Source organism: Peribacillus sp. NPDC097225 (assembly GCF_044761955.1).
Taxonomy (GTDB): Bacteria; Bacillota; Bacilli; order Bacillales; family DSM-1321; genus Peribacillus.
Map to the genome: position 1 here is coordinate 456,646 of NZ_JBIWDJ010000003.1, position 14,789 is coordinate 471,434.

Sequence of the window (14,789 nt, forward strand, 5' to 3'; positions counted from 1 at the left end):
CTTACCTATTGAAAGATGAGAAAAATGTGGGTAAAAATCATGATTATTGCTTTAACGCGCAAAATTCGTTAAAGTGAACTAGTGAGAAAATGGACATAAAGGAGTGCAGTCACCATGGAAGAAATAAAACATTGCTCGGACTCTTTGGTTATAAAAACGAGTCTAGTTCTACCACCTGATACAAATAATATCGGTACAATGTTTGGTGGGAAATTAATGGCTTACATTGATGACGTCGCGGCCATTTCTGCCATGCGCCATGCTAGAAGTAATGTCGTTACGGCATCGACCGATTCTGTCGATTTCCTGCATCCCATTCATGAAGGAAATGCAGTATGCCTAGAAAGCTTCGTTACGTATACGGGTAGGACATCTATGGAAATTATCGTAAAAGTGGTTGCCGAGGACTTACTTACTGGAGAACGGAATCTATGCGTTATTTCCTTTTTGACCTTTGTTGCCATCGATGAGAACGGAAAACCTGTTCCAGTTCCCCGCTTGGTTCCGGAGACTGAAATGGAGAAGAACTTGAATGAATCTGCCAAACACCGGGCAGACGTTAGGAAAAAAAGAAGAGATGATACACAATTCATCGCAAGCACATTTGGTGTGAAATTGCCTTGGACTGAAAAATCAGAACCAGGGTTATATAAATAAGTACGAAAAAACGGGCATTTGCCCGTTTTTTTTAATCATTGCTTGATAATATACCGAAAAAGCGAAGGATGTTTATAAACAGGTTGATGAAATCAAGGTACAGATTCAATGCCATGAGCGGGACTTCTTCTGCCGTTACCCCATAGTGCTTCATGCGGTTGAAATCATATAGAACATATCCGCTGAAGACAAGAATGCCAATAAAGGAAAAAACAAGCATTGCCGTGGAACTTAACGGTGAGAATATATTAAAGATACTGATGGCGATTAGCGCTAGCAAGGCAGCAAAGAGGATTCCACTTAGAAAAGAAAGATCTCTCTTAGTGGTTGTTGCATATAGAGCTAACCCCCCAAAGACGACGGTTGTCGTCACTCCAGCCAAAATCACGACGTTAGCGCCTGCCAAAGCGAGATAGTGAGCGATGATGGGATAGGTGGTCATTCCCGATATGAAAGTAAATGCATAAAGAAATGTATATCCAATTGCTTTTTTCCTTCTCAAGATAAAGGCTCCAATCAGCATGGCGATTTCCAAAATCGCCAAGGGAAGAAATAAGGCCGGGGGTATAAATATTCCAGCAGCCATTCCTAAAACGGAAATCGCGAGTGATAGAGCAAATGTGCGCATAACAGAGGGCATATACGCATTAACGGTATGTGAATACATTCGGTCAACCTCCATATAATTATTACTACCCATTCTTACGAAAGATAAGGGGAAAGGTTTCACTATATTACCCAAACCCTGCTAGAAAAAGCTACGCACCGTCCATTCATAAGGTGAGTCTTATCAGAATATAAATTTTCTGAAATATCAAAATATTTAGATTGGTTGGTTGAGTGGAACTAATACATAAAAAATTTCAGTTTGAAGATAAGATAATTATTCATTATTTTTAAATACAAAAAAAATCTTCATTCTTTGTGATGAGCAAAAGCTATTAGAATCCTTATCCGAGTAAATAAAAAGAAATAAAGTTAATTTTTAGAAATAAAATTATAGGAAAAAATTATTCCTCAAGTTATAATATATTAAAAAAATGTTATAATTTGATATAAATATATTGAATTAATATTAAAAATTGATTACACTTTTATTTAATTATCAGAAAATTTTTATTTTATCGGTAAAACAGTTTAGGGGGGATCAGGTTGGAAAAGACAATATTACGAATAGAGAACCTCACTACGTCATTTCGTATTAAGAATAAATATCACGCAGCGGTGGACGATGTCTCGTTCACGGTGAATGAAAATGAAATTGTAGCCGTGGTTGGTGAGTCAGGTTGTGGTAAGAGTGCACTAGCCCTCTCTATCATCCAATTACATAATATGCAAAGAACGAAATCTGAAGGTGTCATAAATTATAAGGGTCAGAATCTACTTGACCTTAATGAGTCACAAATGAATAAAGTTCGAGGTAAGGAATTGGGGATGATATTCCAAGAACCTCTGACGGCATTGAATCCCCTAATGACTGTCGGAAAACAGATTGAGGAAAATCTTGATTATCATACGAATCTATCAACCAATGAAAAAAAGAAAAGAACAATTGAACTGCTAACCCAGGTTGGCATCCCTTATCCGGAAAGGACCTACAAGCAGTTCCCTCATGAACTTTCAGGTGGCATGCGCCAAAGGGCCATGATATCGATTGCGATAGCTTGTAATCCTGCTTTGGTCATTGCGGACGAACCAACGACGGCTCTCGATGTGACGATCCAAGCTCAAATCCTGGATTTGTTGAAGGAAATACAGAGCAAGACAAAAATGGGAATCATCTTGATTACTCATGACTTAAGCGTAGTGGCCGAAGTGGCTGACCGGATTGTCGTGATGTATGCCGGACAAGTGGTCGAGACTGGCAGTGTTAAAGATATATTCAAAAAACCACTGCATCCTTATACACGATCTTTGCTAAATTCCATCCCTTCGGCTACCACTGAAAAAAAACGTTTGCACGTTATAGAAGGAATCGTGCCCTCCATAGCGAAAATGGATAGGAATGGGTGCCGATTCCAAGAACGGATTCCTTGGATCCCCAAACAGGCCCATGAGGAGTCACCTATCCTGCACGAAGTTGGCCAAGGTCATTATGTTAGGTGCACGTGTTATAAGGATTTTTATTTTCAATCTGAAGGAGAGGCAACGCCTTATGACATTACTCAAGGTAGATAATTTAAAAGTGCATTTCCCTATAAGGGGCGGTTTTTTTCGTAGAGTAGTAGATCATGTCAGAGCTGTCGATGGTGTGTCATTCGAATTGCAGCAAGGTGAGACCTACGGTTTGGTTGGAGAATCAGGAAGTGGGAAGTCCACGACGGGTAAAGCAGTGGTCAAGCTGAATGAAGTGACATCGGGGAAAATCATGTTCGAAGGCAGGGATTTAGCTTCGTTGAGCAGAAAAGAAATCAAGCCATTCCGAAAAGATATCCAAATGATTTTTCAAGATCCGTATTCTTCTTTAAATCCTAAAAAGCGGGTTCTCGATATCATTGCCGAGCCGTTAAGGAATTTTGAAAAGTTGTCGCCTGGAGAAGAAAAGAAAATTGTTCAGGATTTCTTGGATAAAGTCGGTCTAAGTCCCGAATCCATTTATAAGTATCCACATGAGTTTTCAGGCGGACAGCGTCAGCGTATAGGAATTGCGAGATCTTTGACGTTAAAGCCAAAACTGATCATTGCCGATGAACCTGTGTCTGCGCTGGATGTATCGGTCCAAGCACAGGTATTGAACTTCCTTCAAGATTTACAGGAGGAGTTTAACTTGACCTATTTATTTGTCGGCCATGATCTCGGGGTAATCAGGCATATGTGTGACAGGATGGGCGTGATGTATCGCGGAAGAATCGTAGAAGAGGGCACAAGCCAGGAAATCTATGAAAACCCTCAGCACATCTATACCAAACGTTTGATAGCAGCCATTCCGGACCTAGAACCGGAAGTGCGTGAGCAAAAAATACTACTCAGAAAGAAATTGACAGCGGAGTATGAAACGTCTTATTCCCAATACTTTGATGAAAACGGACGGGCCTACGATTTAAAGCCAATTTCGTCCACTCATAGAGTCGCAATACAATAAGGAGGTGGAAAGTAATGTGGAAATTTATCCTTAGGCGCCTATTAGTCATGATTCCGCAGCTCTTTCTGTTGAGCATCATCGTTTTCATGATGGCAAAAGCCATGCCAGGTGATGCCTTGTCAGGTCAGGAAATAAGCAACCCAAGGGCGGATCCGGCTGAGCTTGAAAGAATCAGGGATGACATGGGCTTGAATGACCCTTGGTACCAACAATATGTAAGATGGGCATCCAATGCTGTCCAAGGGGACTTCGGAGTGTCTTATACGCACAAAATACCAGTTATGGATGTCATTGAAAACAGGCTTTGGAATACGGTTTTTCTTGCAATCGTCACTCTTATCTTTACATATTTGCTAGCTATTCCACTCGGCATAGTTAGCGGTAGATATAATGATACGTGGATGGACAAAGGAGTTACCGGTTACAGTTATCTAGGTTTTGGTACACCAATTTTCATATTTGCTCTTATTATGCTATTTGTTTTCGGGTTCGGTCTAAATTGGTTCCCATCTGGTGGAAGCGTCGATTCCAAATTGGATTCAGGGACGTTCGCTTATGTGGTCAGTAAGATTAACCATTTGATCCTGCCAGCTTTAAGTACGGCTTTAATTGCAACGACTAGTACCATTCAATATTTGCGAAATGAAATCATAGATAATAAGATTAAGGATTTCGTAAGGACCGCTCGATCGAAAGGTGTTCCGGAATCGAAAGTATACTCACGACATATCTTGAGAAATTCATTCCTACCGATTGCTGCATTCTTAGGATATGAAATCACTGGTTTAATCGGTGGCTCTGTCATAATCGAGACCATCTTTAGTTATCCAGGATTAGGCCAGCTATTCCTTAGCTCTGTAAGCCTAAGGGACTTCAGTGTCGTGACGGCCATTGTCATGATGACAGGATTCGCCACTTTGCTTGGCACTCTTCTTTCTGACATCATACTTAGCGCGGTGGATCCGCGTATACGGATAGAATAGGAAGCGGGGTGAGTCTAATGGAAATGAAAGTGCAAACTGGAAATAACATACAAATTCAAGAAGTGAGTCCTTCGGGAATGAAAATCATTTGGCAGGAAATTAAGAAAGATAAAATGGCAATGGGCTCATTGATTCTACTGGCAGCCATCTTGCTTTTTGTTTATGGCGCATCTTTCTTCATGGATGCCAAGGAAATCGCTAAAGTCGATTTCCTATCCATCTATATGGAGCCATCTTCGGACTATTGGCTTGGAACTGACTATGGTGGACGGGATGTATTTGGACAACTCATCATCGGTACAAGGAATTCATTCACGATTAGTTTATTTATTACCTTATTCACGGCTATCATCGGATTGACTTTTGGGCTTCTTGCTGGTTACTTTGGCGGTGCTACCGATAATGTAATCATGCGTATTATAGATTTTGTCATTGCGCTGCCTCAGTTAATGTTCATCATTGTTTTCGTTACGATTGTGCCTACTTTTAATGTCCCGGTTTTCATTTTGATCATGACGCTGTTTTTATGGACCGGTAAGGCAAGGCTCATTCGTTCGAAGGTATTATCTGAGCGAGAATTGGATTATGTTCATGCGTCACAAACACTTGGTACTCCACATTGGAAAATCATCATTTTCCAGGTGCTTCCAAATATAAGTTCTCTGATCATCGTAAATTTCATTTTGAATCTTGCAGGCAATATTGGCCTAGAATCCAGCTTGACCTTTTTAGGATTCGGTCTTCCAGAGAGCACACCGAGTTTAGGTACGCTCATAAGTTATGCTCGAAACCCAGATGTTTTAGAAAACAAATGGTGGATATGGATACCCGCATCACTCATGATTCTAGTGTTGATGCTGAGTATAAATTTTGTTGGTCAAGCATTGAAACGTGCTGCTGACGCAAGACAAAGAAGAGGATAAAAAAGGGGAGTGTATGTCATGAAAATTAAAAATTATAGCAAAGTATTAAGTGCATTGGCCATATCGTCGCTACTTCTTGCTGCATGTTCAGATGATACGTCGACTAAGGAGAAAAAGGGAAAAGCTGTTGAACAAGTGGATGCATCGAAATTCCCGGCGGTTACATCAAATAAAGGGAAACCAATCGAAGGCGGTCACCTTACTTACGGTTTGGTATCTGATACGCCATTTGAAGGAATCTTAAATAAAGTCTTCTACCAAGGTGATCCGGATAATCAAGTTATTACGTTCTTTGATGAAGATTTATTGGATACCGATGAAGATTGGGTATTTACAAATGAAGGCGCAGCTACCTATGAAATATCAGAAGATAATAAAACGGTCTCACTTACCATCAAAGACAATGTCAATTGGCATGACGGTAAACCTGTAACGGGGGCCGACTTGGAATATGCTTATCTCGTAATGGGAAGCAAAGAGTACAAGGGAGTCCGTTATGATGAACAAATGGCATTGATTGAAGGGATGGAAGAGTATCATGAAGGTAAGGCAGATAGTATTTCCGGAATCAAGGTAGACGGAAAGAAAATCAGCTTCACCTTTAAGAAAGCGAATCCTTCGGTTAAGACAGGACTATGGACATATCCGCTTCACAAGGAATACTTAAAAGATGTTGCGATTGGTGATTTGGAGTCTTCCGATAAAATCCGTAAAAACCCAATAGGTTTCGGACCATTCAAAGTGAAGAAAATCGTTCAAGGTGAAGCGGTCGAATTCGAAGCGAATAAAGATTACTATCGCGGAGCTCCTAAGTTGGACAGCGTCACATTGAAAGTCATCAACCCATCCGTTGTTGTAAAATCATTGGAAAACGGGGATGTTGATGTAGCAGAAGTTTCAGCGGATTATTATGATCAAGCCGATAAGTTGGAAAACATCGAGATTTTAGGGAAAGTCGATTTGGCTTATACGTACATCGGTTTTAATTTAGGGCACTATGATAAGAAAAAAGGCGAAAACGTGATGGATAACCCGAAATTCCAAGATAAACGACTTCGCCAGGCGATGGCCTATTCCATCAACAACGAACAGGTCGGCGAGAAGATGTATAAAGGACTTCGTTTCCCTGCCAACTCGGTTATTACGCCAACCTTTAAATATAACAATAAAGATATAAAGCCATATGAATATGATCCAGAAAAAGCGAAAAAATTATTGGATGAAGCAGGATATAAAGATACGAATGACGATGGCCTTCGCGAAGATCCGGATGGCAAGGAGTTCAAAATTAATTTTGCATCCATGAGTGGTGGAGATATTGCCGAACCGCTTACGAAATATTATATCCAGCAATGGCAGGAAGTCGGGCTGGATGTACAAATGTTAGATGGACGTCTTCATGAGTTCAATTCATTTTATGATTTGTTGAAAAAAGATAGCGATAAGGTAGATATTTTCCAAGCAGCTTGGGGTGTGGCTTCCGATCCAGATCCATCTGGAATCTGGTCAAGACAAGCACAATTCAATTATACTCGCTGGGTGAATGATAAGAATGATGAACTATTGGCAAAAGGAATTTCGGAGGAAGCGTTCGACGATCAATACCGTGTCGATGTCTATAACGAGTGGCAACAATTGATCCATGATGAAGTGCCTCTTATCCCAACTCTATTCCGATATACAATGACCGGGGTCAATGAACGTGTGACTGGTTATGATTATACTGCAGGTCGCCAATATCAATGGTTTGATGTAGGTGTGACAGAAGAATCAGCTAAAAAATAATGTAGAAAGTCGGCTGCCTCCATTGGCAGCCGATTCTTTGGTTTTAAGATGGTGAATTAAGGTTATATATGAATAGTAAGTAATTGGAAGGGTGATAGTGATGGAAGTGAGAAACCCAAATGAAACAAAGCGGGAACTTGAAATATTGTTTACGGAATCGGTCGGTCGTCTATTAAAGCCACTTGAAGAGGAAATCATTGCAGACATCGTAGCCTATCCTGATGAAAAGAGAATTGCCTTCTTGGAATTCATGAAGGAAATGTCCAATAAACAAAGACAATTAAAGTAATCATGGTTCGCAAGTTTAATGACGTTACCTGGATTAAGGAATTTCGGTTGTATGGGACCGTCATATGACGGTCTTTTTTTATATGGCTTTTAATATGTTCTTTGATCACTGAAAGAGATATACTTTTATATAAGAAGAAGGGAGTGTCATTGATGAATCAAGTTAATGAAAAAGAAATCGTTTCGTACATAAAAGAGTTAGTATCCATTCCCAGTCCATCCGGTTATACGGAACAGGCCATTAAGTATACGGCAGCCTTCATGGAAAGCAAGCAAGTACCCTACCAAATCACGAACAAGGGGGCATTGCTTGCCACTTTAAAAGGTAAAGATGATAGCTATCATCGTTTGCTGACGGCCCATGTGGATACATTGGGAGCCATGGTTAAGGAAATTAAGCCAAATGGCCGGCTGAAGTTGACGATGATTGGCGGGTTTCGGTGGAATTCCGTTGAAGGAGAATACTGTGAAATCCATACCGCAAGTGGAGATATTGTCACAGGCACGATATTGATTAACCAAACATCCGTACATGTGTATAAAAATGCTGGGGACGCTAAGCGTGATGAAGAGACAATCGAGGTTCGTATCGATGCAGTCGTCAAATCAAAAGAGGAAACAGAGGCCGTGGGCATATCCGTTGGTGACTTTGTTTCTTTCGCACCAAGGATCGAGGAAACGAAGACTGGTTTCTTGAAGTCTAGACATTTGGATGACAAAGCAAGTGTTGGCATTTTGCTTCATATTATTGAGCAGATTCAAGCGGGGAAAATCGAATTGGCATATACGACGCATTTCCTGATTTCAAATAATGAAGAAATCGGATATGGCGGTAATTCCAATATTCCTGATAAGACGGTTGAATACTTAGCTGTCGATATGGGCGCAATCGGGGAAGGGCAAACGACGGATGAATATAGTGTTTCCATTTGTGCTAAAGATTCTTCCGGTCCGTACCATTATAAGTTACGCCAGCATCTGGTTTCACTTGCCAAGGCGAATGACATCGATTATCGCGTCGATATTTACCCGTACTATGGTTCTGATGCTTCAGCAGCAATCCGTGCAGGATTCGATGTGGTTCATGGCTTGATCGGACCAGGGATTGATGCATCGCATGCATTTGAGAGAACGCATCTCTCATCTTTGAAGCATACAGCGAACCTAGTTGCACACTATTTACAATCTGAGCTTGTCTGATCACATAAAAACCCTCGCTTATGCGAGGGTTTTTATATTTATCGGTCGATTCCATTAGTTTATCAGTCAAACTTGAAGATATATCGGTCCATTTATCAATATATCGGTCAAATTACGATGTTTATCGGTCAATTGGTTACTTAAAGGTTTATTTCTTCTGGTGGCTCACCGTTATTATTCATAAGTCGAATAGAATCGGGTTTGATCTGTAATAATACGTAGTTTGGATCTTCTGGCCCTTCAAACCATTGTTCAAAGGATTTATTCCATAATTTTTTCTTCAATTCGGCGGTATCATTGATTTTCGATGTTCCTGAAATTTCAATGTATGAATCGCCAAGGCCTTCATTGTCATAGCCAAACAAGACATGAACATGTGGGTTCTTTTCTATTTCATCTATTTTTTCAGTCTTTACGCTTGTTGGTGTATAAAAGGTTAATTCCTCGTTGAAGAATGTCATGTAGCGCGAATAGGGCTTGTTATTTTCTACTGTTGATAGGACTCCGATTTTGCTTTCCTTGATCACATTCAATATTTTTTCTTTTAATTGATCTTGACTCATCTTCACCACTCCTTTTATTTTTCTCTTTATTACTCTTCCTCTTATGCCTATAACTTAAACGGATTTGCACAGTTTTTATTATTTGGATGAATGGAATTTATGCTAAAGTACCATACTATTGATTACGTGTTTATGGAAAAAGCAAATTCTTGTTTTTAAATCTATAGGTGAAGGTGAGTACAAGCAAATGAATTGTGGAGAATTACTGATCATCGGCGGGGCGGAAGATAAATGCCTAGAAGGTGAAGTTTTGAATAAATTCGTGGAGCTTGCAACGAGAAAATCAGGTGGAATCGGGATCCTACCGACTGCTAGCGAAATTCCCGATGAGGTTAGTAAAGAATACATCCGCATCTTTAAAGAGCTTGGTGTAAATCGAGTGGAAGTTCTCGAGGTGAATTCGAAAAGAGATGCAGAGGATCCGGCCATTTGTGAACAATTGGCCTCTTTTTCGGCTGTATTCATAACAGGGGGGAATCAAAGCCGATTGTCCGAGCTGATCCGTGATTCCCGATTGCATCAGACTCTTTCGAAGTCCTGGCATGACGGAATGGTTGTGGCCGGGACAAGCGCAGGTGCCTCGATTATGGGGAAGCGAATGATTGTTGCCGCCGATATGAAACTGGATGATGAAAAATTGAAGGTGGAAATAGGGAAGGGATTCGGATTTTTGGATGGACTCCTGATTGACCAGCATTTTTCACAACGCGGCCGGTTCGATCGGTTGTTAAGTGCGATAGCCGAAAATGAAGAAATCATGGGTATTGGTATAGATGAAAATACAGCGATAGTAGTAAGCGATGGGAAATTTGAAGTGTATGGAATAAATCAAGTTCTGGTGCTTGATGGAAGTAGTAGTGACTATATCAATATTACGATTGCTGAAAACGGAAGCGAAGAACTGACACTTTCAGGTTTTCGTCTACATGCTTTAACTAGAGGGTATCAATTTGACTTGAAGACAAGAAAATTGTCGCTGGAGAAGAGGATTCAATCATGAAAATCAATCGAGTCCGCTATTTAAAAGGACCTAACTTTTTCGCATATAAACCAACCATTTGCATTGAATTGGACTTGGAGGAACTGGAGGAAAGGCCATCTGATTCGATTCCTGGCTTTAATGAAAGGCTGTTGGAGGTGCTCCCCGACCTGGGCAAGCATACATGTTCTCATGGATATGAGGGTGGTTTTGCTGAGAGGTTGAACCGTGGTACATGGATGGGACATGTAATGGAGCATATGGCGATTGAACTGCAAAATATGGCAGGTATAGACGTTGTTCGTGGGAAAACGATTATGATGAAAGATCCTGGGGTTTATTCCGTTACCTACGATTATAAGGAGCCTAAGTCGGGATTTCAGGCATTCCTCTCCAGCAAAGAAATCGTGGAAGCCATTTTAAAACGTGAAAAGAATATCAATGTTCAATCCTATGTGGAGCAAATAGCCAATTTATATTACCAACATAAATTGGGACCTAGTACAGAGGCCATTTACCAGGCGGCACATGCGAGGAATATCCCTGTGGAGCGAATTGGGGAAAATAGCTTGGTCCGGATAGGGACTGGTTCTAGGCAGAAGTTTGTCCAGGCGACGATTACAAGCCAGACTTCCAATATAGCCGTAGAGAATGCCTGTGATAAATCGATGACGAAGGAAATTCTGAAAGGCTGTGGCCTTCCCGTACCGGAAGGCGAAGTCGCGCATTCGATTGAGGAAATATTTGATTCAGCGGATAGACTTGGTTTTCCACTCGTCCTTAAACCTTTTAACGGGCGGCAGGGCCAAGGGGTCATTACCCATATTAAAAATAAAAATGAATTATTTAATGTCGCTCATTGCTTGGAATCCCACATACAGAAGTACATTGTGGAACGCCATTTTGAAGGACATGATTATCGCTTATTAGTCGTAGATGGAAAGCTTGCTGCCGCTAGTCTCCGGCTACCGCCCTACGTCATCGGGAATGGGAGGGAGACTATACGCAACTTGATAGAGAAGGAAAACCAGAATCCGTTGAGGGGAGAGGGCCATGAAAAACCGATGTCTAAAATCCCCCTTACACATACGGTAACGTGTTATTTGGAAAAACAGAACAGGAACCTGGGGAGCATTCCGAAAAAAGGTGAGGTAATCCAAGTGGTCGGAAATGCAAACCTTTCAACCGGAGGGAAGGCAATCGATGTAACGGAACAGGTTCACCCGACTATAAGGAAAGTGGCTATAGGTGCTGCAAATGCGATTAATCTGGATGTAGCGGGCATAGACTTTATTTGCCAAGACATTTCGAAACCATTCGATTACACAAAAATGGCCATCATAGAAGTGAATGCAGCACCGGGGATTCGGATGCATCATTATCCAAGTGAAGGCAAAAAAAGAGATGTGGGCAAGGCAATTGTCGATTATCTATTTCCTAGCCGAGAAGAGGCGGCCATCCCGATTATCGCAGTAACGGGGACAAACGGAAAAACCACAACGACCAGAATGATACATTATTTTCTTTCTAATGATCGGAATAAAGTCGGAATGACGAATTCCGACGGGGTATATGTGGGACAAGAGGTTCTCGATCAAGGGGATTGCAGTGGGCCAATAAGTGCAAGAATGGTCTTATCCCATCCAGAAGTAGATACAGCCGTATTGGAGACAGCAAGAGGTGGGATTTTAAGGGAAGGGCTTGCTTTTCGTAGGTGCGACGTAGGGGTTATTACCAATGTGAGTGAGGATCATCTTGGTCGTGATGGAATTGAAACGCTGGAGGACCTAGTTAAATTAAAGCGACTGGTAGCGGAGGTTGTTCTCGAAAATGGATATTGTGTGTTGAACGCGGATGACCCTCATGTAGTGGCCATGAACGAATATACAGACGGGGAAGTGATTTATACCTCTACTCAAGCCAATCATCCCGTCATAATGGCAGCGATTAAAGAAAGAAAAAGGGCTTGGTTTGTGGATGAACAAGGAATAATCAATTATGCGGAAAACGGAGGAGTAAAACGTTTCATGGAATGTGAGGAAGTACCCATCACGATTAAGGGTAAGGCCCGCCATAACGTATCCAATTTGCTCCAAGCTTTAGCGGCAGCCTCGACACAAGGCATTTCTATCGATGAATTACGAAAGAAGGCTATGACATTCATGCCAGATGGAAATCTATCCAAAGGAAGATTTAACTTGAAAAAGGTCAATGAAAGGACCATTCTCATTGACTATGCTCATAATGCAGCAGGACTAAAAGCCATTTTCGATACCGTTAGTGCGTATCATAGAAATCGACTCATTACTGTTTTGGCGGGACCAGGCGATCGAATAAATGAAGAAATCATTAGCCTGGCAAATATCGTGGCTGTACAGACGGATTTGTTCATTATTAAAGAGGACGATGATTTGCGAGGCAGAAACCCTTTAGAAGTAGCTGAACTGATTCAGGAAGCAGCGTTTAAAAGAGGTTTGACCGGTGAACAGGCAGTCATTGTTCCAAATGAAATGGATGCGTTTTTAAAAGCTTGGGAATTATCCCAACCTGGGGACCTTCTATTGTTTTTTTACACCGATTTTAATTATGTAGAGCGGTTTTTCGAAACCATTACAAAAAATGCATTGCTTAAGAAAATGAATGGAAAATAGGTAAATAGCGGCTTTAGGAAGATGATCCTTACATAAAGGTCATCTTCTTTGGCCTTTTACCCTTTATCCTATAAAAAAACCTGTAGTTCAGACTCCTAAAAAGTCTGAACTACAGGGTATAGTAATAGGGTTAGCTTTTTTTTGCGTTGGTTTCATTGACGGCAGGCACATTTGTCTTTTCGTTGTTATAAACACGTTGAAGTACAATGGTCTGTACAATCATGAATAATCCGCCTACTGACCAATATAGTGGCAAAGCAGCAGGGGCGGAGAATGAAATGAACAAGATCATGGCAGGTGAGACCAAACTCATTATCTTCATTTGTTTCTGTTGATCTTCCGGCATTTGCCTCATGGAAATCACAGATTGGAAATAGTAAATGACTCCGGCAATGAGTGCCATGGCGATGTTAGGCTCCCCAAGGCTGAACCAAAGGAAGTTATGGGTAGCAATTTCATGAGATCCTTGAATCGCATAATACACACCCATTAGAATCGGCATCTGGATCAAAAGGGGCAGGCAACCCATATTTAAAGGATTGACACCATGTTTTTGATAGAGTTTCATCATTTCCTGCTGAAGTTCCTTCTGTTTGGCCGGATCTTTCGTTTCTTTAATCTTCTGCTGAATGGCAGTCATTTCTGGCTTGAGTCCATTCATTTTCGTCTTCATGTTGCGTTGTGTTTTATATTGCTTGATATTCAATGGTAACAGAATGAGACGAATGATGACAGTCATCATGATGATGCCTATCCCATAATTCCCGTTAAAAAAATCCGCATTAAATTCAAGCAATGTGTTCATCGGATTGACTACTACAGTATGAAAGGGTCCGCTAGTAGCTGCTGAACATCCTGATAAAAGGCCGATCATTAGAAAGAGTGTTCCAATTAATAGTACATTTTTCTTCTTCAAAATATATTCCTCCTCAAATTGTTAATGGTTAAACAATGAGAAGGAGGCTTGGCTCTTCAGAATCATCTGGAGAGTCCTTTTGGCGAATATAAGTGATAAAGCGTCGTATTCCTAGTGGATGAAAAACGCTACCTGTATAAACAAGAGATTTACCAGGGCTTGAGTGAAGTGAAGCTTGATATTTATCATTTAAGAGTGTCTGATTTTTATTAATAAAGTAAAACGCCGCAAAAGGGAAGACGAAGGTCAATAAGTACCCTGCCCATAGTGCATGGCGGATGGTTTGATAATCAAATTCTAATAATAACTCCCACATAGTAATCCCTTCTTTTTCTTAGATAAGGATAGTTGCTGTATAAAACGCATTCTAATATCTGTAAGAACACTATACCAGATTCAAGTTATAGAATGCGAAAAAATCATATGTTTTTTAAAAAGAAAATAGAGGGATATTTTAGTTTTTCATGGGTACGCTGAATGAAAACCATTTTAATTATATCAGTCAGCCATGTCACGGATGGTCTGCAGCCTACATATGAATAGAGGGAAGTTTATAACGAGGTGAAAAAAGGATGAATCTATACGATCCATTAAATTCGCACATCAATTATTTTGATAGTCAGTTCTATCTTAATCCATTTAACACATATGTGGATAATGGTTTTCCAGTGGAGCCCAATCAATCTGACTATCTGAATTTTGGAGAGCGGCAGCCGCCACCACCACGACCGCCTCAAGGTGGACCACCACCACGACCACCTC

The 14,789-nt window shown here is 40.8% G+C and carries 14 protein-coding genes; 10 read left to right on the forward strand and 4 right to left on the reverse strand.

Going from position 1 to position 14,789, the window contains the following annotated elements:
• The first annotated feature begins 114 nt into the window (after positions 1-114).
• Positions 115-657 carry an acyl-CoA thioesterase gene (locus ACIQXH_RS12385; protein ID WP_402867901.1) on the forward strand — a complete coding sequence of 181 codons (543 nt, stop codon included), beginning with the start codon at positions 115-117 and terminating at the stop codon, positions 655-657.
• Between the two features lie 31 nt (positions 658-688).
• Here ACIQXH_RS12385 and ACIQXH_RS12390 read toward each other — a convergent pair whose 3' ends face one another.
• Positions 689-1,324: a Bax inhibitor-1/YccA family protein gene (locus ACIQXH_RS12390; RefSeq protein ID WP_403123720.1), complete on the reverse strand. Its 636-nt coding sequence runs from the start codon at positions 1,322-1,324 to the stop codon at positions 689-691.
• Positions 1,325-1,809: 485 nt separating this feature from the next.
• On the opposite strand from ACIQXH_RS12390, the gene ACIQXH_RS12395 reads away from it, so the two are divergent.
• The 7 genes from ACIQXH_RS12395 to ACIQXH_RS12425 all read left to right on the forward strand — a co-directional run bounded on the left by ACIQXH_RS12395 (position 1,810) and on the right by ACIQXH_RS12425 (position 8,918).
• On the forward strand, positions 1,810-2,835 hold the full coding sequence (locus ACIQXH_RS12395) for an ABC transporter ATP-binding protein (RefSeq protein WP_403123722.1): 1,026 nt from the start codon (positions 1,810-1,812) through the stop codon (positions 2,833-2,835).
• Positions 2,813-3,739 carry an ABC transporter ATP-binding protein gene (locus ACIQXH_RS12400; RefSeq protein ID WP_402956014.1) on the forward strand — a complete coding sequence of 309 codons (927 nt, stop codon included), beginning with the start codon at positions 2,813-2,815 and terminating at the stop codon, positions 3,737-3,739. Before ACIQXH_RS12395 ends, ACIQXH_RS12400 begins: the two co-directional genes overlap by 23 nt.
• 14 nt (positions 3,740-3,753) lie before the next feature.
• Complete coding sequence (gene opp4B, locus ACIQXH_RS12405) at positions 3,754-4,722, forward strand: oligopeptide ABC transporter permease (protein WP_402867905.1); 969 nt, start codon at positions 3,754-3,756, stop codon at positions 4,720-4,722.
• Between the two features lie 17 nt (positions 4,723-4,739).
• A complete protein-coding gene (locus ACIQXH_RS12410; RefSeq protein ID WP_402867906.1) occupies positions 4,740-5,645 on the forward strand; it encodes an ABC transporter permease in 906 nt (301 codons plus the stop codon).
• A gap of 18 nt (positions 5,646-5,663) precedes the next feature.
• A complete protein-coding gene (gene opp4A / locus ACIQXH_RS12415) occupies positions 5,664-7,430 on the forward strand; it encodes an oligopeptide ABC transporter substrate-binding protein (protein ID WP_402867907.1) in 1,767 nt (588 codons plus the stop codon).
• A 97-nt stretch (positions 7,431-7,527) separates the two neighbouring features.
• The gene (locus tag ACIQXH_RS12420) at positions 7,528-7,719 is read left to right on the forward strand and encodes a hypothetical protein (RefSeq protein ID WP_402987617.1); all 192 of its coding nucleotides are present in this window, start codon (positions 7,528-7,530) and stop codon (positions 7,717-7,719) included.
• 152 nt (positions 7,720-7,871) lie between these two features.
• Entirely contained in the window at positions 7,872-8,918 is a 1,047-nt protein-coding gene (locus tag ACIQXH_RS12425; protein ID WP_403123724.1) for a M42 family metallopeptidase, read from the forward strand.
• Between the two features lie 140 nt (positions 8,919-9,058).
• On the opposite strand, the gene ACIQXH_RS12430 is transcribed toward ACIQXH_RS12425, so the two are convergent.
• On the reverse strand, positions 9,059-9,481 hold the full coding sequence (locus ACIQXH_RS12430) for a pyridoxamine 5'-phosphate oxidase family protein (RefSeq protein ID WP_403123726.1): 423 nt from the start codon (positions 9,479-9,481) through the stop codon (positions 9,059-9,061).
• Positions 9,482-9,668: 187 nt separating this feature from the next.
• Between ACIQXH_RS12430 and ACIQXH_RS12435 the strand changes: the two genes are divergently transcribed.
• Together ACIQXH_RS12435 and cphA are read left to right on the forward strand one after the other, a co-directional pair.
• Positions 9,669-10,481, forward strand: a complete 813-nt coding sequence (locus ACIQXH_RS12435) for a cyanophycinase (protein ID WP_403123730.1) — start codon at positions 9,669-9,671, stop codon at positions 10,479-10,481.
• A complete protein-coding gene (cphA, locus tag ACIQXH_RS12440; protein ID WP_403123732.1) occupies positions 10,478-13,111 on the forward strand; it encodes a cyanophycin synthetase in 2,634 nt (877 codons plus the stop codon). The genes ACIQXH_RS12435 and cphA overlap by 4 nt, the downstream gene beginning before the upstream one ends.
• A gap of 130 nt (positions 13,112-13,241) precedes the next feature.
• Here the strand turns inward: cphA and yidC are convergent, their stop codons facing one another.
• Complete coding sequence (gene yidC, locus ACIQXH_RS12445) at positions 13,242-14,027, reverse strand: membrane protein insertase YidC (protein WP_402867913.1); 786 nt, start codon at positions 14,025-14,027, stop codon at positions 13,242-13,244.
• A gap of 28 nt (positions 14,028-14,055) precedes the next feature.
• A complete protein-coding gene (locus ACIQXH_RS12450; RefSeq protein WP_402867914.1) occupies positions 14,056-14,343 on the reverse strand; it encodes a hypothetical protein in 288 nt (95 codons plus the stop codon).
• Positions 14,344-14,789 lie beyond the last annotated feature (446 nt).